The sequence below is a fragment of the Acinetobacter lwoffii genome, assembly GCF_024129435.1.
GTDB lineage: Bacteria > Pseudomonadota > Gammaproteobacteria > Pseudomonadales > Moraxellaceae > Acinetobacter > Acinetobacter lwoffii_F.
Map to the genome: position 1 here is coordinate 15,728 of NZ_JAMXXN010000018.1, position 20,489 is coordinate 36,216.

21 protein-coding genes are annotated in these 20,489 nt (G+C 43.2%); 11 read left to right on the forward strand and 10 right to left on the reverse strand.

Annotated elements, in window-relative coordinates; genetic code table 11:
- The first annotated feature begins 375 nt into the window (after window positions 1-375).
- From NI455_RS11285 to NI455_RS11325, 9 genes are all read left to right on the forward strand, one after another.
- Window positions 376-1,749 carry a diaminobutyrate--2-oxoglutarate transaminase gene (locus NI455_RS11285; RefSeq protein ID WP_253114219.1) on the forward strand — a complete coding sequence of 458 codons (1,374 nt, stop codon included), beginning with the start codon at window positions 376-378 and terminating at the stop codon, window positions 1,747-1,749.
- Window positions 1,750-1,752: 3 nt separating this feature from the next.
- Entirely contained in the window at window positions 1,753-3,285 is a 1,533-nt protein-coding gene (locus NI455_RS11290) for a pyridoxal phosphate-dependent decarboxylase family protein (RefSeq protein WP_005246814.1), read from the forward strand.
- A gap of 435 nt (window positions 3,286-3,720) precedes the next feature.
- Window positions 3,721-4,752 (forward strand): substrate-binding domain-containing protein, encoded by a 1,032-nt coding sequence (locus tag NI455_RS11295; protein WP_004279710.1) that lies wholly within the window; start codon window positions 3,721-3,723, stop codon window positions 4,750-4,752.
- A 104-nt stretch (window positions 4,753-4,856) separates the two neighbouring features.
- Window positions 4,857-6,236, forward strand: a complete 1,380-nt coding sequence (gene pstC, locus NI455_RS11300) for a phosphate ABC transporter permease subunit PstC (RefSeq protein ID WP_253114221.1) — start codon at window positions 4,857-4,859, stop codon at window positions 6,234-6,236.
- Window positions 6,236-7,627 (forward strand): phosphate ABC transporter permease PstA, encoded by a 1,392-nt coding sequence (gene pstA / locus NI455_RS11305; protein ID WP_253114224.1) that lies wholly within the window; start codon window positions 6,236-6,238, stop codon window positions 7,625-7,627. Before pstC ends, pstA begins: the two co-directional genes overlap by 1 nt.
- 13 nt (window positions 7,628-7,640) lie before the next feature.
- Complete coding sequence (gene pstB, locus NI455_RS11310; RefSeq protein WP_004279716.1) at window positions 7,641-8,555, forward strand: phosphate ABC transporter ATP-binding protein PstB; 915 nt, start codon at window positions 7,641-7,643, stop codon at window positions 8,553-8,555.
- Window positions 8,556-8,706: 151 nt separating this feature from the next.
- Complete coding sequence (gene sohB, locus NI455_RS11315) at window positions 8,707-9,669, forward strand: protease SohB (RefSeq protein WP_253114227.1); 963 nt, start codon at window positions 8,707-8,709, stop codon at window positions 9,667-9,669.
- A 109-nt stretch (window positions 9,670-9,778) separates the two neighbouring features.
- Window positions 9,779-10,210: a hypothetical protein gene (locus NI455_RS11320; RefSeq protein WP_153566484.1), complete on the forward strand. Its 432-nt coding sequence runs from the start codon at window positions 9,779-9,781 to the stop codon at window positions 10,208-10,210.
- 57 nt (window positions 10,211-10,267) lie between these two features.
- Window positions 10,268-10,507 (forward strand): hypothetical protein, encoded by a 240-nt coding sequence (locus NI455_RS11325; RefSeq protein WP_085064278.1) that lies wholly within the window; start codon window positions 10,268-10,270, stop codon window positions 10,505-10,507.
- Between the two features lie 72 nt (window positions 10,508-10,579).
- Here the strand turns inward: NI455_RS11325 and NI455_RS11330 are convergent, their stop codons facing one another.
- The 10 genes from NI455_RS11330 to NI455_RS11375 form a co-directional block, all read right to left on the reverse strand.
- Window positions 10,580-11,221: a DUF2238 domain-containing protein gene (locus NI455_RS11330; protein ID WP_253114230.1), complete on the reverse strand. Its 642-nt coding sequence runs from the start codon at window positions 11,219-11,221 to the stop codon at window positions 10,580-10,582.
- Window positions 11,222-11,309: 88 nt separating this feature from the next.
- The gene (gene purB, locus NI455_RS11335) at window positions 11,310-12,698 is read right to left on the reverse strand and encodes an adenylosuccinate lyase (RefSeq protein WP_044112892.1); all 1,389 of its coding nucleotides are present in this window, start codon (window positions 12,696-12,698) and stop codon (window positions 11,310-11,312) included.
- A gap of 54 nt (window positions 12,699-12,752) precedes the next feature.
- Entirely contained in the window at window positions 12,753-13,484 is a 732-nt protein-coding gene (gene hflD, locus NI455_RS11340; protein WP_004279723.1) for a high frequency lysogenization protein HflD, read from the reverse strand.
- Between the two features lie 7 nt (window positions 13,485-13,491).
- The gene (mnmA, locus tag NI455_RS11345; protein WP_071851917.1) at window positions 13,492-14,631 is read right to left on the reverse strand and encodes a tRNA 2-thiouridine(34) synthase MnmA; all 1,140 of its coding nucleotides are present in this window, start codon (window positions 14,629-14,631) and stop codon (window positions 13,492-13,494) included.
- Between the two features lie 4 nt (window positions 14,632-14,635).
- Window positions 14,636-15,121, reverse strand: a complete 486-nt coding sequence (locus NI455_RS11350) for an NUDIX hydrolase (protein ID WP_253114232.1) — start codon at window positions 15,119-15,121, stop codon at window positions 14,636-14,638.
- A 41-nt stretch (window positions 15,122-15,162) separates the two neighbouring features.
- On the reverse strand, window positions 15,163-15,735 hold the full coding sequence (locus tag NI455_RS11355; RefSeq protein WP_121980358.1) for a hypothetical protein: 573 nt from the start codon (window positions 15,733-15,735) through the stop codon (window positions 15,163-15,165).
- A gap of 68 nt (window positions 15,736-15,803) precedes the next feature.
- Window positions 15,804-16,334, reverse strand: a complete 531-nt coding sequence (locus NI455_RS11360; protein WP_253114234.1) for a gamma carbonic anhydrase family protein — start codon at window positions 16,332-16,334, stop codon at window positions 15,804-15,806.
- Window positions 16,335-16,445: 111 nt separating this feature from the next.
- Window positions 16,446-17,594, reverse strand: a complete 1,149-nt coding sequence (dacC, locus tag NI455_RS11365; RefSeq protein WP_004646537.1) for a D-alanyl-D-alanine carboxypeptidase PBP5/6 — start codon at window positions 17,592-17,594, stop codon at window positions 16,446-16,448.
- Between the two features lie 128 nt (window positions 17,595-17,722).
- Entirely contained in the window at window positions 17,723-18,103 is a 381-nt protein-coding gene (locus NI455_RS11370) for an MCR_0457 family protein (protein ID WP_005104587.1), read from the reverse strand.
- Window positions 18,104-18,264: 161 nt separating this feature from the next.
- Entirely contained in the window at window positions 18,265-18,636 is a 372-nt protein-coding gene (locus tag NI455_RS11375; RefSeq protein ID WP_253114237.1) for an MCR_0457 family protein, read from the reverse strand.
- Window positions 18,637-18,747: 111 nt separating this feature from the next.
- Here NI455_RS11375 and surE point away from each other — a divergent pair, with 111 nt between their 5' ends.
- On the forward strand, window positions 18,748-19,536 hold the full coding sequence (surE, locus tag NI455_RS11380; RefSeq protein WP_004279734.1) for a 5'/3'-nucleotidase SurE: 789 nt from the start codon (window positions 18,748-18,750) through the stop codon (window positions 19,534-19,536).
- A 94-nt stretch (window positions 19,537-19,630) separates the two neighbouring features.
- Window positions 19,631-20,461: a peptidoglycan DD-metalloendopeptidase family protein gene (locus NI455_RS11385; RefSeq protein ID WP_253114239.1), complete on the forward strand. Its 831-nt coding sequence runs from the start codon at window positions 19,631-19,633 to the stop codon at window positions 20,459-20,461.
- Window positions 20,462-20,489 lie beyond the last annotated feature (28 nt).

A 20,489-nucleotide genomic window follows, 5' to 3' on the forward strand; every position in this document is an offset into this window, starting at 1 on the left:
AAATTCTCTTTAATTTTATCTCATTATTTAATTTATATTTATTTTTAATAATTAAATACTTAATGAATAATTTTAAGATTGGTTACCTGAATGCCGCCTGCGCTACAAAAAACCATAAAAGAACACGCTTTTCTTTCTGCTGTCACACTGTAAGATGATGATTTAGGGGATGGATTAGCATGATGTTTTTTTTCGATAAAGATTAGGACAAAATGTGACTGAAAGTTGTTTATTTTCCTGAAAAATTCGGTATCATCCGCCTCCTAGTTATTCGAATACAAAACTGCTAGCTAGAACCTTTATAAAGCGCCGAGTCAAAGGACCAAACGTCACCAGACTTATTTCTTTCACCCATATCAGAGATGGTAATTCGATATGAGCGTTACTTCTGTAAACCCTGCCACCAATTCCACAAACGAATACTACTTGACTCGCCAAAGTCAGATGGAATCGAATGTGCGTAGTTATCCACGTAAATTACCGTTAGCGATAGCAAAAGCACAAGGTTGCTGGGTTACCGATGTTGAAGGTACTGAGTACCTTGATTGTTTAGCTGGGGCAGGGACGTTGGCTTTAGGCCATAATCATCCTGCAGTCATTCAAAGTATCCAGGATACAATTGTAAGCGGTTTACCATTGCATACCTTGGATCTTACTACTCCTTTAAAAGATGCTTTTACTGAAGCACTTCTTTCTTATCTTCCAGGTGGCCAAGAAGAATACTGCTTGCAGTTCTGTGGTCCGTCCGGTGCAGATGCAACCGAAGCCGCGATTAAACTGGCGAAAACCTTTACCGGTCGTAGCTCAGTGATCAGCTTCTCTGGTGGTTATCATGGTATGACTCACGGTGCATTGGCAATGACAGGTAACCTATCTGCGAAAAATGCAGTGAACGGTTTGATGCCGGGTGTACAGTTCATGCCGTATCCGCATGAATACCGTTGCCCATTGGGTCTTGGTGGTGAAGCCGGTGTTGATGCTTTAACTTATTTCTTTGAAAACTTCATTGAAGATGTCGAAAGTGGTGTGACCAAACCTGCAGCTGTAATTCTTGAAGCGATTCAAGGTGAAGGCGGTGTGGTAACGGCGCCAGTAAAATGGTTGCAAAAAATCCGTGAAGTGACTGAAAAACACAACATCGTATTGATTCTTGATGAAGTTCAGGCTGGTTTTGCACGTTCAGGCAAAATGTTTGCATTCGAACACGCAGGTATCGAACCTGATGTTGTAGTGATGTCTAAAGCCGTAGGTGGTAGCTTACCGCTTGCCGTACTTGGTATTAAACGTAAGTTTGATGCTTGGCAGCCAGCAGGTCATACCGGTACTTTCCGTGGTAACCAATTGGCGATGGGTACAGGTCTTGCAACGATCAATACCATTAAAGAACAGAACCTGGCTCAAAATGCACAAGAGCGTGGTGATTTCCTGCAAGCTGAACTTAAAAAACTGGCTACTGAATTCCCGTGTATCGGTAACGTGCGTGGCCGTGGTCTGATGATCGGCGTTGAAATCGTAGATGAGCGCAAAGATGCGGATCATATGGGTTCTTTACCTGCTGATGGTCAGTTGGCTGCAGCGATCCAAACCGCTTGTTTCAACAATAAATTATTGCTTGAGAAAGGTGGTCGTAACGGTACAGTGATTCGTTTACTTTGCCCGTTGATCATTACTCAAGACGAATGTGTTGAAGTGATTGCTCGTTTCAAAAAATCGGTTGCTGAAGCACTAGTTGCAGTTCGAGGCGCATAATTCATGGTAGATTTCGCAGAACATCGTAAAGCGTTACTCTGCAATGATGCTGCATCCATTGCTGACTATCAGGCTGGCATGGACCAAGCGACCAAAGCGGTTGCGGCATGGTTGCAAAACGACAAAATGTACACGGGCGGCAGTATTAAAGAGCTGCGCAGTGCAATTGCATTTCATCCTTCAAAAGAAGGTTTGGGTGTAGAAAAATCTCTTGAGCGTATGGTTGAGCTATTCCTTAACAAGAGCTTAAAAGTGCATCATCCGCATTCACTTGCGCATCTTCACTGTCCAACGATGGTGACTAGCCAGATCGCGGAAGTGCTGATTAATGCAACCAACCAGTCAATGGACTCATGGGATCAAAGCCCGGCCGGTTCGTTGATGGAAGTTCAGCTGATTGACTGGTTACGTCAAAAAGTCGGCTATGGTGCGGGTCAGGCCGGTGTGTTCACTTCTGGTGGTACGCAGTCTAACTTGATGGGCGTATTGCTTGCGCGTGATGCTTGCATCGCGAAAAACTGGAAAGACGAAAATGGTAATCCGTGGTCGGTTCAGCGCGATGGTATTCCTGCGGATGCGATGCGTAATGTCAAAGTCATCTGTTCTGAAAATGCACATTTCTCTGTGCAAAAGAACATGGCGATGATGGGCATGGGCTTCCAGTCAGTGGTCACTGTTCCTGTGAATGAAAATGCACAGATGGACGTAGATGCACTGGAAAAAACCATGGCGCATCTTCAGTCTGAAGGCAAGATCGTGGCATGTGTGGTGGCAACAGCGGGTACAACGGATGCTGGTGCGATTGATCCATTGAAAGCAATTCGTGAAATCACCAATAAATATGGCGCGTGGATGCACATCGATGCGGCATGGGGTGGTGCACTGATTCTATCCAATGACTATCGTTCTATGCTGGACGGGATTGAGCTGTCGGATTCGATCACGCTTGATTTCCATAAGCATTATTTCCAAACCATTTCTTGTGGCGCGTTCCTGCTGAAAGATGAAGCGAATTACCGTTTCATGCATTATGAAGCAGAGTATCTGAACTCCGCTTATGATGAAGAGCATGGTGTTCCTAACTTGGTGTCGAAATCACTACAAACGACGCGTCGTTTTGATGCCTTGAAATTGTGGATGACTGTAGAAGCATTAGGTGAAGAGCTTTATGGTTCGATGATCGATCATGGCGTGAAATTAACCCGTGATGTGGCAGACTACATTAAAGCGACTGATGGTCTGGAGCTTCTGCTTGAGCCTCAATTCGCGTCTGTCTTGTTCCGTGTGGTTCCAGCGGGATATCCGGTTGAATTACTCGATACGCTCAATCAAAACGTAGCAGACGAACTGTTTGCGCGTGGTGAAGCGAACATTGGTGTGACGAAAGTCGGTCAGGTTCAGTCTCTGAAAATGACTACTTTAAGCCCGGTTGCAACGCTTGATAACGTGAAGAACTTGCTGGCATTAGTGCTTGCAGAAGCGGATCGTATCAAAGATTCAATCGCTGACGGTACTTATACGCCACCCATTGCATAAGTGATGGTGGTGTGAAAAAAAGGAGATCGAAATGATCTCCTTTTTTGTGCGCTTAAAAATAAAAAAAGGTCCTTTCCCAGATCGAAATTCCTCACAAAAACACGGAAGGTCTGAATCCCGTTTGGCCTGTTATTTATTTGTCATAGGCTTATGTAAAACTGGGGAGCAGGATTTATCCTGAGTTCAGGTTTATAAAAATTGTTACATGTCATTGGTCTAAAATTTTTTATTGAACTAGATGATATAAAGAACTTAATCATTGAAATCCATAAAAATTTAATCAAGAAAAAACCGCTAGATTAAAAATCACTAAATCGTAATAAAGCTGTAACTTATCTGTCATATTCTAAAATCAAAATGCAGGTATCGAAAGAAGTACAAAACTGAATAAAAAGTGGTGTACTCCAAATTTGCATAAATGAGAGAGATACTAGAATGCGCTTTACAAATATAGCTTTAGCATTAGCAGTAACCGGGGCAACTGCTGTAACGACTGCACACGCAGCACGTGACACCATCCAAATTGCAGGTTCTTCAACTGTACTTCCATATGCCAGTATCGTGGCAGAAGAATTCGGTAATACTTTTCCACAGTTTAAAACACCAGTTGTCGGTTCTGGCGGTTCTTCAGGTGGTTTAAAGCAGTTCTGTAATGGCGTGGGTGATAACACGATTGATATCGCAAACTCTTCGCGTCAAATCAAGAGTACAGAGCTGGCAGAATGTAAAAAGAATGGCGTTAACCAAGTCCTAGAAATCAAAATTGGTTATGACGGTATTGTGTTTGCATCGAATGCAAACAAAGCGGCTTATAAACTGCGTCCACAACATGTCTTCGCTGCACTTGCTGCACAACTTCCATCAAATGGAAAAATGGTCGCTAACCCGTACACGCGTTGGAACCAAATTGACAAAGCACTTCCGAATGAACCTATCACCCTGGTAATTCCTGCGTCGAATCATGGTACGCGCGAAGTCTTCCAGGAGAAAATGGTGGATGCAGGTTGTGAAACGTATGCTGCAATTAAGTCTCTAGACAAAGATGCTAAGAAAAAAGCTTGTACAACATTCCGTAAAGATGGCCGTGTGGTTGAGATTGCCGGTGACTATACCGAAACATTGGCACGTTTAAAAACTTCTCCAAGTGCGGTAGGTGTGTTTGGCCTAGGTTTCTATGACCAGAACCGTGACCGTCTACGTGTTGCTACGGTGAACAATGTAGCGCCTTCTGAAAAGACCATCTTGAATGGTGCTTATCCGGTATCACGCCCATTGTTCTTCTACGTAAAAGGCGAGCACTTGAAATCGATCAAAGGCTTACCGCAGTTCACAGAATACTTCCTGAACAAGAAAGTATCTGGCAAAGGCTCTAAGCTGGAAAAAGCAGGTCTGATTTCAATGTCTGATAAAGAACGTGCAGCAGTCCTGGCAAATTTCAAGGCTGGTAAAGCGGTTGTTGTGAAGTAATAAATGATTTTGAAAACGCTGGTGGTAGGGTCAACCTACCATCGGCTTTTTGCGATAAACAAGTTTTTTCAAACCATGAAAATTGAAAAAACAGTGGAGAATACATGAATCTGCTACTTATAGGTGTGTTATTGGCCATCATGGCCATAGCCTATCAAATCGGATTAAGTAAAAGCCGTAGCTTAGCAGGTAAGGGAAGCAATTCTGCAAACTTACACTCGCGTCCCGGATATTATGGTGCCCTAGTTGCACTATGGTGTGGTATCCCTGCGTTTTTAATTTTGATTGTTTGGAATATGGTGGAACCCACTTTTCTGGAGCAGGTGGTACTCAACCATTTGCCAGAAAATGTTTCGGCCAGTCTGGATCCGGCAAGTTTGAGCGTTGTGATTGATCGCGTTCAGGCACTTGCCTCAGGTTTCGGGGTCAGTGATACACCGGCAGCCTATGAAGTTGCAGCTGCGGAACAGTTGGCGAAATTCTCGACCATTGGTACCTTTGCCAAATTGGCAGTCGTGATTTCGGCGGCGCTGGCTGGTCTGGTCTGGGCCAAGAAACATATTAGCCAAGAATTCCGTGCGCGTAACCAAGTCGAAAAAATGATTAATATCGGCCTGGCATTGTGTTCGGGTGTGGCGATTCTGACCACTCTCGGGATTGTGATGTCGATGTTTGGCGAGGCAATGCGTTTCTTCAGCTTTGTCAGCCCACTGGATTTCTTCTTTGGTACTCAATGGAACCCAGGGTTTAGCACCTCTGGCAGTGCTGAAGGCAGTTATGGTTTATTGCCACTGCTCTGGGGCACGCTCATGGTCAGCGGGATCGCACTTTTAGTTGCAGTTCCGGTTGGTCTGATGATTGCGATCTATCTGGCAGAATATGCTTCACCGCGATTCCGCTCTTGGGCAAAACCTACGATTGAAGTGTTGGCGGGTATTCCTACGATTGTCTATGGTGTCTTTGCCTTGATGATCATCGGTCCATTCCTTAAAAGCATGGGTGCTCTGGTCGGACTCGAAATTAATGCCACCAGTGCGCTGACCGCCGGTCTGGTCATGGGCATCATGATCATTCCATTTGTATCTTCTTTGTCAGACGACATCATCACTCAGGTGCCGCGTGCCTTACGTGATGGTTCTTTGGGCTTGGGGGCGACCAAATCTGAAACGATTCGTCAGGTGGTTTTACCCGCAGCCCTAGCGGGTATTATCGGTGCGTTCCTGTTGGCAGCGTCACGTGCAATTGGTGAAACCATGATCGTGGTTCTTGCAGCCGGGAACAGTCCGCAGTTGCATGCCAATCCGCTTGAAGCCGTATCTACGGTCACGATTACCATCGTGAATCAGTTAACTGGCGATACTGATTTTGCTAGTCCACAAGCACTGGTAGCCTTTGCACTAGGATTGACGCTATTCGTCATTACCTTGGGTTTGAACATTGTTGCACTGATCATCGTGCGTAAATATCGTGAGCAATACGACTAATGAGTACTTCAAATACAACGCCTGTGGATCAGCGTATTGATCCATCCATCGCCGCCGAGCTGCGTAAAAAGCGTAAGAAGACCATTCAAAGCTCTTTGGCACGACGTCATCGTAAAGAAAAAACCTTCCGTTTATTTGGTTTCTCTGCGGTACTGGCAGGTCTGTTCTTTGTGGTATTGCTGTTCGGGAGTATTTTATCCAAAGGTTTGCCTGCATTCTGGCAAAGCAGCATGAGTTTGCCGATTCATTTCGATCCAGCCATTGTGGATATTGGTCCAAAACCGAAGCCAGCAGCAGGAGAATCTCCAGCACACTTTGAAGATCGCTTTATCGCGTGGCAGACCGAAGTCGGAATGGTGGATTGGGATGCCCTGATTATCAATGGCATGATCGCCAAAGACAGCAAGCTGGAAAGCCAGCGTGATGAACTGGGTTCTTTATATACCAGTTCTGAGGCGTATCGTTTGCGTGACATGGTCATGAATGATCCAAGTCTGGTCGGTCAAAGCAAGGAAGTGAAAATTCTGGCGGATGCCAATGTCGATGTCTGGCTAGCGGGAAATATTGACCGTGATCTTCCCGATGAACAGCAGCAGCTCAGTCCTGAAGTGCGCCAGGTGGCGGATGAGATGAAAGCCTCTGGTGTGATTGAAAATAGTTTCAATACCAATATTTTCACCAGTCCTGATTCGCGCAGCTCACCAGCAACTTCTGGCTTGGCAGGCGCCTTTATGGGCTCGCTGTTCATGATGATGATCGTGATCTTTATCTCGATTCCAATCGGGGTGGCTTCCGCGATCTATCTGGAAGAGTTTGCACCGAAAAACTGGATTACCGATGTGGTCGAAGTCAATATTAACAACCTGGCAGCCGTTCCCTCAATTGTCTTCGGTCTATTGGGTGCAGCGATCTTTATTGGCTGGATGCATTTGCCACTGTCAGCACCATTGGTGGGTGGTCTGGTGCTGAGTCTGATGACCTTGCCGACTGTAATCATTACCACACGTGCATCACTCAAAGCTGTTCCGCCTTCGATTCGTCAGGCAGCTTTAGGCCTCGGTGCTTCGCGTATCCAGACAGTCTTCCATCATGTCTTGCCTTTGGCTTTGCCGGGTATTTTAACGGGTGCAATCATTGGAGTTGCACAAGCTTTGGGTGAAACCGCACCATTGTTATTAATCGGGATGAGTGCTTTTGTTGCCAGCGTTCCAGCCACACCATTTGATCAGTCAACGGCTTTACCCGTACAGATTTTCTTATGGCAAGGCAATGAATTGCGTAACTTCTTTGAAGGCCGTACCGCAGCAGCAATTATTGTACTTCTGGCCATGATGATCAGCTTGAACAGCCTGGCCATCTGGTTACGTAAGAAATTTGAAGTCCGTTGGTAATAGGGGCAGAATCATGAACACAACTGTTATTCAAAATTCCTTAAAAAAGGATCAAATCGTGAATCCACAACAGACACAATTCACCTCGGATGAGGCGACTCAAAAGCCAGCAACTCCGTTTGTTTCCCAGTTCGATACGCAGAGCAGCAGCAAAAAAGATGCGAAGTCGACGAATGTGAAACTTAGTACTTCTGATGTGCATGTGTACTATGGTGAAGCGGAAGCGATTAAAGGTATTGACCTGAATATTTATGAAAATGAAGTGATTGCTTTTATTGGGCCATCAGGCTGTGGTAAATCGACCTTTCTGCGGACCTTAAACCGCATGAACGATACCATTGATAGCTGCCGTGTAACCGGTAAAGTGATGCTGGACAATCAGGATATTTATGATCCAAACCTGGATGTGGTCTTGCTACGTGCACAGGTTGGTATGGTTTTCCAGAAGCCAAACCCATTTCCGAAATCAATCTTCGATAATGTCTCCTATGGCCCAAAACTGCATGGTTTGGCGCGTGACAAGTACGATCTTGAAGAAATTGTCGAAGGCAGCTTGCGTAAAGCCGGTCTGTGGGAAGAAGTGAAAGATCGTTTGAATCAACCGGGAACAGGTTTGTCAGGTGGTCAGCAGCAACGTCTGTGTATCGCGCGTACGATCGCAGTCAGTCCAGAAGTAATTTTGATGGATGAACCGTGTTCGGCACTCGATCCCATTGCAACCGCCAAAGTGGAAGAGCTGATTTCTGAGCTATCTACGCAATATACCATCGCGATCGTAACTCACTCCATGCAACAGGCAGCACGTGTATCGGATCGTACTGCGTATTTCCATTTGGGTGATCTGATAGAAGTCAACTCGACTGAAAAAGTCTTTACCCAGCCGGATCATCAGTTGACTGAAGCCTATATTACAGGGCGTTTCGGTTAATCCGATCTCTAGAATAAGAGCCGTAAGGCTCTTTTTTTATAGGTGAAATAGATGGTGATAATCGTAATAATTCTCGAAATAAAGTTGAAAAAAACCGAAATTGACCTAATCTAAAGGAATAAATCCGAATTAAATAGAGAATAGATTTTTTATGTTATTTCATACTCCGAAACTGTCCGCTGAAATCCGTATTAGTCATCTCAATGCGCGTATCAATGAACAACGAAAAAAAATAGCGCAAACTACTGGCTCTAAACTGGAACTTTTACAGTTATCGCAACAACTGTCAAAAGAAGCGCGTGCACGTAAGAAAACCAATCAAAAAATCTATGTGCTCGATTTTAAAGGCGATATGGCGGCTTCTGCGGTAGAAGGTTTGCGTGAAGAAATCACTTTGATTCTGGCTACAGCTAAGGCCGGTCGTGACCGTGTGGTGGTGCGTCTGGAAAGTCCGGGCGGCATGGTCCATGGTTATGGACTTGCAGCAGCTCAACTGGTACGTTTACGCGAGGCAGGTTTTCATCTGACCATCTGTGTCGATAAAGTAGCTGCTAGTGGCGGTTATATGATGGCGTGTATTGCCAATGAGATTATTTCTGCACCATTCGCGATTGTCGGTTCAATTGGTGTGGTTGCTCAGGTACCCAACTTTAATCGTCTACTGAAAGATAATAAAATCGACTTTGAGCTCTATACCGCAGGACAGTACAAACGTACCGTGACTATGTTTGGTGAAAATACCGAAGAGGGTAAGGCTAAGTTTGAAGAAGAATTACAGCAAACCCATGCTTTATTCAAACATTTTGTTGAGAAGTATCGCCCGCAGCTGAATATTGAAAAAGTGGCCACTGGTGAGCATTGGTATGGTCGGGATGCGCTGGATCTAAATCTGGTGGATAAACTGCAAACCTCAGATGAATACCTGCTCAACTTGTTGACCCAACATGACATCTATTCCATCCAGACCCGCAAGAAACCAACTTTGGGTGAAAAATTAGGTCTGCAGGCAGCGCAAATTGCTGATTCACTAGTACCCACTGTCATGAATAAAGTGATGGAAAGCTTAAGTAAAGCAAACGCAAATCTGGTGCAAATACGTGATCCAAAACTTTAATCCAATTGATCTTGAATGAATTTTAAAGCTCACTTCGGTGGGCTTTTTTATTTTTTGAAATCATATTGTTATGATATAAGTGGAGTACTCTGATTGAGTCTAGGCTCATATGCTCACGTTTATTTTGTTGCTTGGGTTTTTTAGTATCGTATTTATTCCAATGTTATGTATGCTTTGTTCTGAAGCAAAATTAACTCAGGATGATTCTAAGAAGGTTTTGTTTTGGCTGAGTTTTCTACCCGGCGTTTGTATCTTTCTGCTGTATAGCTTTCTAAAGCCCAATGATCCACCTGTTATTCCATCGAAGGAATGTGGTGTTGTGCAGTTTTATCAGATGCATAAAGTTCGAGGTGGTAATGAATTTGAACGTGTGAGTATTCGCTTTGATGGCGCTCAATATAGTCGGCATTTATTCTTCGATAAGCATCTGGATAAAATTCCTCAAGGCCAAAAGGCCTGCTTTGAATATCTAGATAAGTTCAAATATCCACATTTGTCAGAATCTAAGTTTGTTCAATGGATTGAACCGAATGAAATGTAAACCATCATTGAAACTAATCAGATAAAATAAAGCATATTTTATTGTTAGAGCAGAAACATGGCTATAGCTGAAGCATTTCTTGCGACGCAAAATTGTTATTTTAATTATGAATTTGAAGAACTTTATTTAGAGGATGATTTTCCTGAGGAGTTATCTGTGTCACTGCGTGGCATGATATTCCGTCATGAGATTCAATATCCTGATGCAACCTATTTCATTTATTACAGTGAGATGTTGACGGGGAATGAACTGCAAAAAATGAAGGATGATTGGATGCGATATTGCCCACATTCATAATTGAAGATATGAATGTAATTAAATGCGTGATCCAAAACTTTAATTCAGCTATTAGATTGTGATTTTAAAAGCTCACTTCGATGAGCTTTTTTGATTTTTCGGTATCAATTGCAGCCCGCCTGTTATCGCTGCACCAATCGTAGCAAGCAAGATGTCTTTGTGCGCATCCCACATATCACCTTGTTGTCCATTATAGTTTTCAGCTTCCTCAGGAGATAAACCAATGGCAATCAGCCATTCCAGCCATTCATAGAGCATGCTGCTGGCCACCACAAACTGAATCACCAGCAGGAAAATGACCACGGGTTTTTGCTGCGGCAACCAGACCTGAAACAGGCGATGGAAAATTGGATAAAGTAATAATCCGTAGGCCAGATGGACAAATCGGTCGAACATATTACGTGACCAGTGCATCGCTTCATTCAGATTAAAGCCAAAAATCTGTTCAATCCACTGGTTATAAGGCACATAAGAATATAGATAGTGTGCAGCAATCACATGAACAATCAGAAAAAGAATATATAAATTAAAACTTAAAAAATTCAGGCCGATTTTATACAGGCAGATGAGCAGCATGATGATCATGAAAACTGTCCCTGCCTGATGCAAGAGATAAGCTTCCAGTTCTAAAGGACGAATACTGGCAAACAAAATCGCCAGAATTAAAATGCCCAGGCTCGTGTAATGTTTGGCGGAAAGTCGATGATCAATCATGTCGTTATTATGAAATATCTTTTTAGAATAAAATACATTATAAATAAAAAGGCGAAGCCTGAGCTTCGCCTTTTCGTCTTATTGCAAATTAGATTTTTGCAATCAGCTCAGCTACCTGTTTAGCTTGATCAGCAGCATTACCTGTATATGATGCAGGTGTCATTTCCGCTAAACGCGCACGGTCAGCAGCAGGAACAGCTTCTAACTCGTTACCGTTTACGAAATCTACCATCATGTCGCGAGTCATGGCTTGACCACGAGTCAGGGCTTTTAGTTTTTCGTATGGTTTTTCAACGTTGTAACGACGCATTACAGTTTGAATTGGTTCAGCCAATACTTCTTGGGCATTATCCAAATCTTCATTAATACGCGCAGCGTTCAACTCAAGTTTGCCAATACCTTTAGAGCAAGCTTCAAAAGCAATTAAGCTTTGCGCAAAACCAACACCCATGTTGCGAAGCACAGTAGAGTCAGTCAGGTCACGCTGCCAGCGAGAAATTGGCAGTTTTTCGCCAAGGTGTGCAAGTACAGCATTGGCAATACCCAAGTTACCTTCAGAGTTTTCAAAGTCAATTGGGTTAACTTTGTGTGGCATGGTTGAAGAACCAACTTCGCCTTCTTTTAGTTTTTGCTTGAAGAAACCAAGAGAGATATAGCCCCAAATGTCACGGTTAAAATCGATCAGAATAGTGTTGAAACGACGTAGCGCATCAAACAGTTCAGCCATATAGTCATGTGGCTCGATTTGAGTGGTGTACGGGTTGAAGTCTAGACCCAAAGACTCTACAAATGCTTGTGAATGCGCAGGCCAGTTGATGTCTGGGTAAGCAGAGTAGTGCGCATTGTAGTTACCGACTGCACCATTGATCTTGCCCAGTAGCTCAACATTTTTGAACTGTTTGATTTGGCGTGCAAGGCGGTAAGCCACGTTCGCCATTTCTTTACCCAAAGTTGTCGGGCTTGCAGTTTGACCATGAGTACGAGACAACATTGGCTGGTCTGCATGCTTTTCAGAAAGCGCAACGATTGAATCGATGATTTGCTGCATAGATGCAACCAGTACATCACGACCGCTTTTCAGCATCAAGGCATGTGACAGGTTGTTAATATCTTCAGACGTACATGCAAAGTGAATGAATTCACCGGCATTTTTAAGTTCTTCGATACCAGCGATTTTTTCTTTCAGGAAATACTCAACCGCTTTAACGTCGTGGTTAGTGGTGCGTTCGATCTCTTTGATGCGATTGGCGCCATCTTCAGAAAAATCGCTCACAATCGCATCAAGCGCTGCATTAGTTTCGCCTGAAAACGCCGGTACTTCAGTAATTTCCGGGTGGTTTGCAAGCGCTTGTAACCAACGCACTTCAACAGTCACACGAGCATGGATTAAACCAAACTCAGAAAGAAAAGGACGTAGAGCATCACATTTGCTCGCGTAACGTCCATCTAATGGAGAAAGTGCAGTTAAAGCGTTCATATCGATTCCTTAGATTTTGGAATTAAACGTAAAACGAAACACGTGCAGCATCAGTTAAACCACCTGAAACTGTAAACGCGCTAGATTCTGAATATCTTGTAGCAACTTGCGTTTGCCAAATACCATGCCCCAAGAGCTGCCACCGAGCTGACGCCACAGGTGTGCCATTTGCAAACCGGTAAATAAAGACGCACGAATGCGGTTGGTGTGTCCGGCATCCTTAAAGGCTTCGGCATTGCCACGTACCATAATGCGCGGATTAATCTGTCCGGCAGTATCGACATAGGTTTGAGCTAGATTGGCAATGATGCTGGGGTGCAGGTAATTATTATCAAAGAAAGAAAGCTGTCTGAGAATTTTCTGTTGGGACTGTTCAATAATTTCAACAAATTTGGGATTGCTATAGACCTTCTTTTCTAACTGAAGAAGTGCCATTGCATAGCTCATGGGAAGTTTGGTGCTGGAAAGTTTTGGAATTCTGGATTTTGGAGAAGTATTGAAGGGTTGAATGATGCTGCTTTCTAATATTTTTAAACCTAAGGAAATATCAGCCAGTTGATTAAAAAAGTCTAGGGTCTGGGCATTTTGATTACTGCCGGGACGGATATTAAGACTGGCTCTAATCAACTGTTCAAAATAAAAGTTACCACTTTCACCAATGCTTTGCTGACCTGTCAATGCTGTCATATGGGTCAGCTGGGTGGCCTGAAACACACCCGCTAATGCCAAAGCACGATTTTGACGAGTATTCAACGTTGTGGCTGGTTGAAATGGTAACTCCGTCATGCCGAATTCATCCTTTTATAAAATCAGGTTTAGGTGCATTGGTATGATGAATCACACCACCCCCTAAACAAACTTCACCTGAATAGAACACCACGCTTTGACCCGGGGTCACTGCACGTTGAGGTTCATCAAACTCAACACGAACACCATTCGGTGATTCTGAATCTTGATACACAGTACATGCTTGATCAGTCTGACGGTAACGGGTTTTGGCCGTACAGCGGAAGCCTGTTTCAGGAATATCTTGCTCACCTGCCACCCAGTCAATCGCCTCACTCCAAAGTATGGTGCTTTGCATCAGTGGGTGTTCATGGCCTTGGCCGACCACCAGACGATTGCCTTCGATATCTTTATGCAATACGAACCAGGCGCCTTCAGCGACGCCTTTCATACCGCCAATACCAATACCACCGCGTTGACCGAGCGTATAGTACATTAAGCCGTGATGATCACCAACCTCTTTACCGTCTTCCAGTACGATTTTTCCGGGTTGAGCAGGTAAATATTGCTTCAAGAAGTCATTAAATCGACGTTCACCAATGAAACAGATGCCAGTCGAGTCTTTTTTCTTGGCCGTGACCAGATCTAATTCTTCTGCAATTTTACGGACTTGTGGCTTTTCAATTTCACCAACAGGGAACAGGGTCTTGTTAATTTCACGACCATGAACCGCATGCAGGAAATAGGTCTGGTCTTTGTTATTGTCTACACCACGCAGTAGCGGTGCATATTCTTCACCACGTGAATTGGTCATGGTTTCACCACGACGGCAATAATGACCTGTTGCAATAAAGTCTGCACCTAGGTTAATCGCGTGATCTAAGAAGGCACGGAATTTAATTTCTTTATTACATAAAATGTCTGGGTTTGGCGTACGGCCAGCCGCATATTCCGCCAGGAAATGCTCGAATACGCGATCCCAATATTCCATGGCAAAGTTCGCAGTATGCAGCTTAATTCCGATTTTGTCGCAAACGGCCTGAGCATCGGCAAGGTCATCCATCGCCGTGCAATATTCTGTGCCGTCATCTTCTTCCCAGTTTTTCATGAAAAGACCTTCAACCTGATAACCTTGTTGAAGTAAAAGGGCAGCAGAAACAGATGAATCTACACCACCTGACATACCGACGATGACACGTTGTTGCATAGGATTAGGCATCCAAATTTGAAATTAAGGAAGAATTTTGGTGCTCGTAAATGAGCGATAAAGGGTACTTTTGACCTGAAAGCGCATCTTGTACGGCTTTAATCACCAGTGGGCTACGCGCACGAGCAGATTCAAGCAATTCATCTAGCGTCATCCAGACTGCACCGATAATGTCAGCATCTAAAGCGGCATTTGGGTCGTAGTCAATGGATTTGGCTAAAAAGCAGAAACGAAAATAAGTACGATCCGGGAACATCGGTGGGGTATAGGTATAAATACCTAGCAGTGATTCAATACTCACTGTATGTCCGGTTTCTTCCATGGTTTCGCGAATGGCAGCTTCAATAATAGTTTCGCCACATTCGATATGACCCGCAGGCTGATTAAATACCGTGTGTGTCACACCTTCTGTATGTTCTTCTACAAACAGGAATTTTCTGTCTTTTTCAACGACAGTTGCGACAGTGACATGAGCAGTCCAAGCAGTCATAAAGCAGCACCATGGAAAAGGATGCACTATTGTATAAAATTTTAGGGTGTGTGGCTATGATGAAATTTTCCGAAAACTATAGTTTTAAACTTTCCTTCAAATTCATTGTTATGATTATATAGAAAGTCAATTTGACTTTCAGGAATTGGATGTTGGCATATTTCTAGACATGAGTAATATTTGATTGTATTCAGGGAAAGTTCACGTCTTTTTTGTCTAATTTCAACTTTATTTTCATCATAATGTGAAATAAGTGTTTCGAAGTTTTTTACGGGTACTTCTTGTATTTGTAAATATAAGTTATTTAAATGTACTTCAAAATAATTTATATTTTCCTTGAGTATGACGGCAGCCTCTAAAGCATTTCTGAGATCATTTTTTTCGAGTTGAATGTTATATTGTACCTTCCAAGAAATAAAACCAATGATGGCAACTATAGGTGTTATTACATAAGCAGTGGTTGTAATAATTGTGTTAATTCCAGTCATACTGAAGCTACAAGATAAAGATTGTCCTTGACACACTGCTATGTACTGAAAAAATCCACATATGAATAAAATTATTATGTAGGTGAGTAGATAAAATCCCACATATTTTTCAATTTCTTTAAACATAAATATTCATATAGAGATAGATTTAATTTATTGTATCTAACGATCAAAAAATTTGGCAATTAAAACAGTTATTTATAATTCCTAGAAACTTTTACATAATTATGTGCAGAATACGGCAAGAATGCCATTTCTTTTTCAGTGAGCGGACGCGCTTTTTTGGCAGGGCTGCCCACATAGAGCCAACCACTTTCCAAAACTTTGCCCGGTGGAACTAGTGTACCTGCACCAATCATCACATCATCCGGAATGATGACATCATCCAGAATAATGCTGTTAATCCCGATTAATACGCGATTACCAATCGTACAACCATGCAATGTCACATGATGGCCAATCGTGACATCTTCACCAATGATCAAAGGCGAACCATTCGGTTTATCGGCTTTTTTATGACTGACATGCAACATGGCATGATCCTGAACATTCGAGTTTTTACCAATCCGGATCGAATTAACATCACCACGAATCACGGCAAAAGGCCAGACAGAGACATTTTCAGCCAAGACCACATCGCCGACCACGATTCCCATCGGATCGATATAACACGATTCATCAATTTGTGGAGTTGTGTCTAAATAAGAACGAATGTTTTGGCTCATGGTGATCTGCTCATTAAAAGTTTAAGGATCATGTGCATAGTATAAAATAAAAAGCACCCATCTGAATGAGTGCTTTGGTCTTAGTGCTAGACTAAAACAGTCTATTTAAACTTAGAACAAGTTTGAGAAGAATTGTTTAATATGGTCGAGCATACGTGCGAAGAAACCAGCTTCTTCAACCGCGTTTAAAGCCACCAACGGTTTTTCTGAAATTACTTTACCATCCAGAGTCGCTACGTATTTACCTACGACCTGACCAGGCTGTAAAGGTGCAGTCAGTTTAGGCTGAACCACCAGCTGGGTTTTAATCGCGTTGGCCTGACCTTTCGGCATAGTCACATTAAAGTTTTCAGCAAGACCGATCTGAACTTCATCTTCCTTACCAAACCAGACTTTGGCTTTAGCAAGTACCTGTTTAGCCGGTTGAACATTTTTGGTTTCGAAGTTTGCATAACCCCAAGCCAACAATTCACGTGTTTGTGTCGCACGTTCCTGCATGGTTGGTGCACCAAAAATCACTGAAATCAAACGCGTAGGACCGCGTTTTGATGAGGTAGTCAAACAATAACCAGCTTCATCAGTGTGGCCAGTTTTTAAACCATCTACACTCGGATCAGTATATAGCAGGGCATTACGGTTACCTTGTTTGATGCCATTAAAGGTAAATTCTTTTTCCGCATAAATCGGATAATACTTAGAACTGTCTTTAATGATGTGTTGTGCCAGCGTTGCCATATCTTTGGCAGTTGAATAATGACCTTCAGCCGGCATACCGGTTGAATTGATAAAGCTGGTATTGGTCATGCCAATACGTTTAGCTTCCTGGTTCATCATATGTGCAAAGGTACCCTCGTTCCCTGCAATATGTTCAGCCATGGCTTTCGATGCATCATTCCCTGATTGAATAATAATCCCGCGAAGCATTTCAAGTGCAGTTGCCGTACCATTTAAAGGTACATACATACATGATTCCGCGCTACTGCCGCGACACCATGCTGACTCGTTCATGCGCACTTGTTCATCTTCAGTGAGTTCACCGCTCAATAGTTTTTGTTCGATGATGTAGCTGGTCATCATCTTGGTCATTGAAGCAGGGGCTAATTTTTCATTTTCATTTTTTGAAGCGAGAAGTTGCCCTGTCTCGTAGTCCATTAGCACGTAGGATTTATTATTCAATTCTGGTGGTGCAGATAGGACAGTTGCTGCAAAGCTAAAACTAGGAACTAATAATAATGCAGCAAGGGCAGTTTTTTGGGTCATTTCTAGTGGGTTCCTATATCTTGATGTAAGCACGAAGAGCCTAGCATTTTAGGACAAAGCTAGGCTGACTTCTATGGGAAACCCGGTCTTATTTCAAAAGTATTGTAAGTTATCGGCAGAAAAGCAGCTTAATTGTTATAGGTGGTTAATTCATTACAAATCACCTGATTTTTTTTCTTGCCGGCTTTCTTGGCATCCGATTGTGCTTCGGCCAGAATATTGCGGAAATCGTTCTGTTTAGCCATCTGGTTTAAGCTTTCAACCGGATTACGCTGGCCCGGCATATACTCAGTCACCAGCTTGGTATAACCCTGATTAAACTGTGACTTGTCTTTGACCATGCTTGGACAGATTTCTGAAAGAACATAAATGGCTGCCAGTTCCTGTTTGGTCACTTGCTGAGTTGGGGTAACATTAATGTTTTCATCGGCTGCAAATGCAGAAGTTCCCAAAAGAGTGGCGGCAGAAATTGCGCAGAATGTTAAAGCTTGGAATATTGGATTTTTCATTGAAAACTCAAAAAATAGATTTAGAACAATAATTTGCCTAGCTTAAACTTATTTTTGAAATTGAAAAGTGGGAAAATGTAGCGAAGCTGTAGAATTATGAATAAATCTGTAAGAGAAAATAAGACGATGTTTACACCGTCTTATTTGAAAATTTAGCTGGCTTAGCCTTGGTAGTTCAGCATTTCTTCACAGACAGTTTTCTGCTCGTCTGAGCTGGTTTGCTTTGCACCCTGACGTGCTTCTTCAAGTAAAGATTTATATTCACTGTCTGCCTGTAGCTTTTGATAGCTCATACCTTTATCTGAGTAGTCTGCAAGATAAGACTGGATCAATTGTTCAACGGTGCTTTTAAATTTTGGATTTTGACCAATGATTGCCGGGCAAACTTCAGCCATAACCTGTGCTGCTGCAATATCTTCTTTTACAATGGTATTGTTTTCTTCAACAGTCAGATCGTTTGCCATGACTGAAGGGGAAATAAATGCTGCCAAGCTTAAAGTGAGAGCGCTAAATAAAGAGAATTTTTTAATCATCTTGAGCCACATATTATAAAGATGGATGTCGAGCAATAAATATATATAATTCCTGCACTAATACAATGAAATGTCCTAGTCAGTCATTTTTTAGCGTAACGAGATTTTTTAGTGAATATTTTAGTTTCAAATGATGATGGGGTGTTTGCACCCGGTATTCAGGCTTTGGCGCAAGCGCTAAAGCCTTTGGGGCGAGTGGTGATTGTGGCACCGGAAAGTGAACGCAGTGGCTTTTCTAGTGCCTTAACTTTGGACCGCCCTTTACGCCCAATCCAGATTTCTCCTGATGTCTGGGCGGTTAATGGGACGCCGGCAGATTGCGTTTACTTGGCTATGAACGGGCTATTTGATTTTGAGTTTGACCTGGTGGTTAGCGGGATAAATAGCGGCGCAAATCTGGGAGATGATATCTTGTATTCTGGTACAGTCGGGGCGGCCTTTGAAGGTCGTTTAACTAAACATCCTGCGATTGCCGTATCACTGAGTGGGCCGAATGTACGTGGCTATCAGCAGCCTCAGGATTATCAGTTGGCCGCCGAATGGGTGCATGATTTTATTGCTCGTGGTTTGCCTGTTCTGCCTGAGCGACATATTTTTAATATCAATATTCCAGATGTAACTGAATTGCAGGGTGAAAAAGTGACATATCAAAGTCGCCGCCGTCAGTCTAAACCGGTGACGAGTCATATAGATCCGCGTGGTCGTCAGGTATTCTGGATTGGACTCTCAGGAGAAGCAGTCGCAGACCCTAAGCCAGGATTTAACGAAATTGATTCGGACTTCTCTGCGGTCGCCAATGGCTATGTCAGTATTACCCCGATTCAGATGGATGCTACCAATTATGAGAGTCTGCGGAATTTACAAACACAATTGGCAGAAAATGCGTCCTTAGTGTTATAACTTTGTGAAAAACTCGCGATTGCAAGTATATTGCCGTAAAACTTTGCTAATCTTAACGGAATTTTGCAACCGTATAGCATTAGAGAGGAAGATAATGTTCTTGGTGTTACCGAAATGTGTCGTAGCTTCGCCTGCAACCCTGATTAAAACCCTCGTTTTATCGACCGTTGTTATTTCTACAGGAGTAATTACCGGTTGTGCCACTAAACCCCAGGTGAATAATGCAACGCGTTATGCTACAGCTCCTGATTTCTATACGGTGCGTTCAGGAGATACATTGAGTGGCATTGCAGCACGTTATGGACTGAACTATATCAGTGTTGCAGAGATGAATGACATCAGTGCACCTTACCGGATTTATGTCGGACAATCGATCCGCCTGAAAACCCATACTACGCGCCGTAGCACCAGTACTCAGGCTATGACTCAGGCAGCGCCAATCCAGCGTCAAACAATTGCAGTGCCTATACCGGCACCGGTGACACCAGCAACGACAGTACAAACCACACCACGTGTCAGTACATCTGCACCGGTAACGCCAGTATCTACGGCAGCAGGTTTACGTTGGGTAAAACCATCGAATGGCGCGATTCTTCAGCAATACAATTTAGCTTCTAATATCAAGGGCACCCGCTACAGTGGTAATGTCGGTGATCCGGTATTTGCCGCAGCAGACGGGCAGGTGGTCTATGCCGCTGATGGTCTGAAAGAATATGGCAATCTGGTGTTGGTAAAGCATATCAATGGCTATATCACGGCTTATGCACATAACAGTAAATTGAACGTGAAAAGTGGCCAAAATGTAACGGCTGGTCAAAAAATTGCAGAAATGGGATCGACTGGTACAAACCGTACCATGCTAGAGTTTCAGGTGCGCTTAGACGGCAAACCTATTAATCCTACTGCAGTTTTACCAAACAATTAAATAAATAATGCAAAGTGTAAATTTCGCC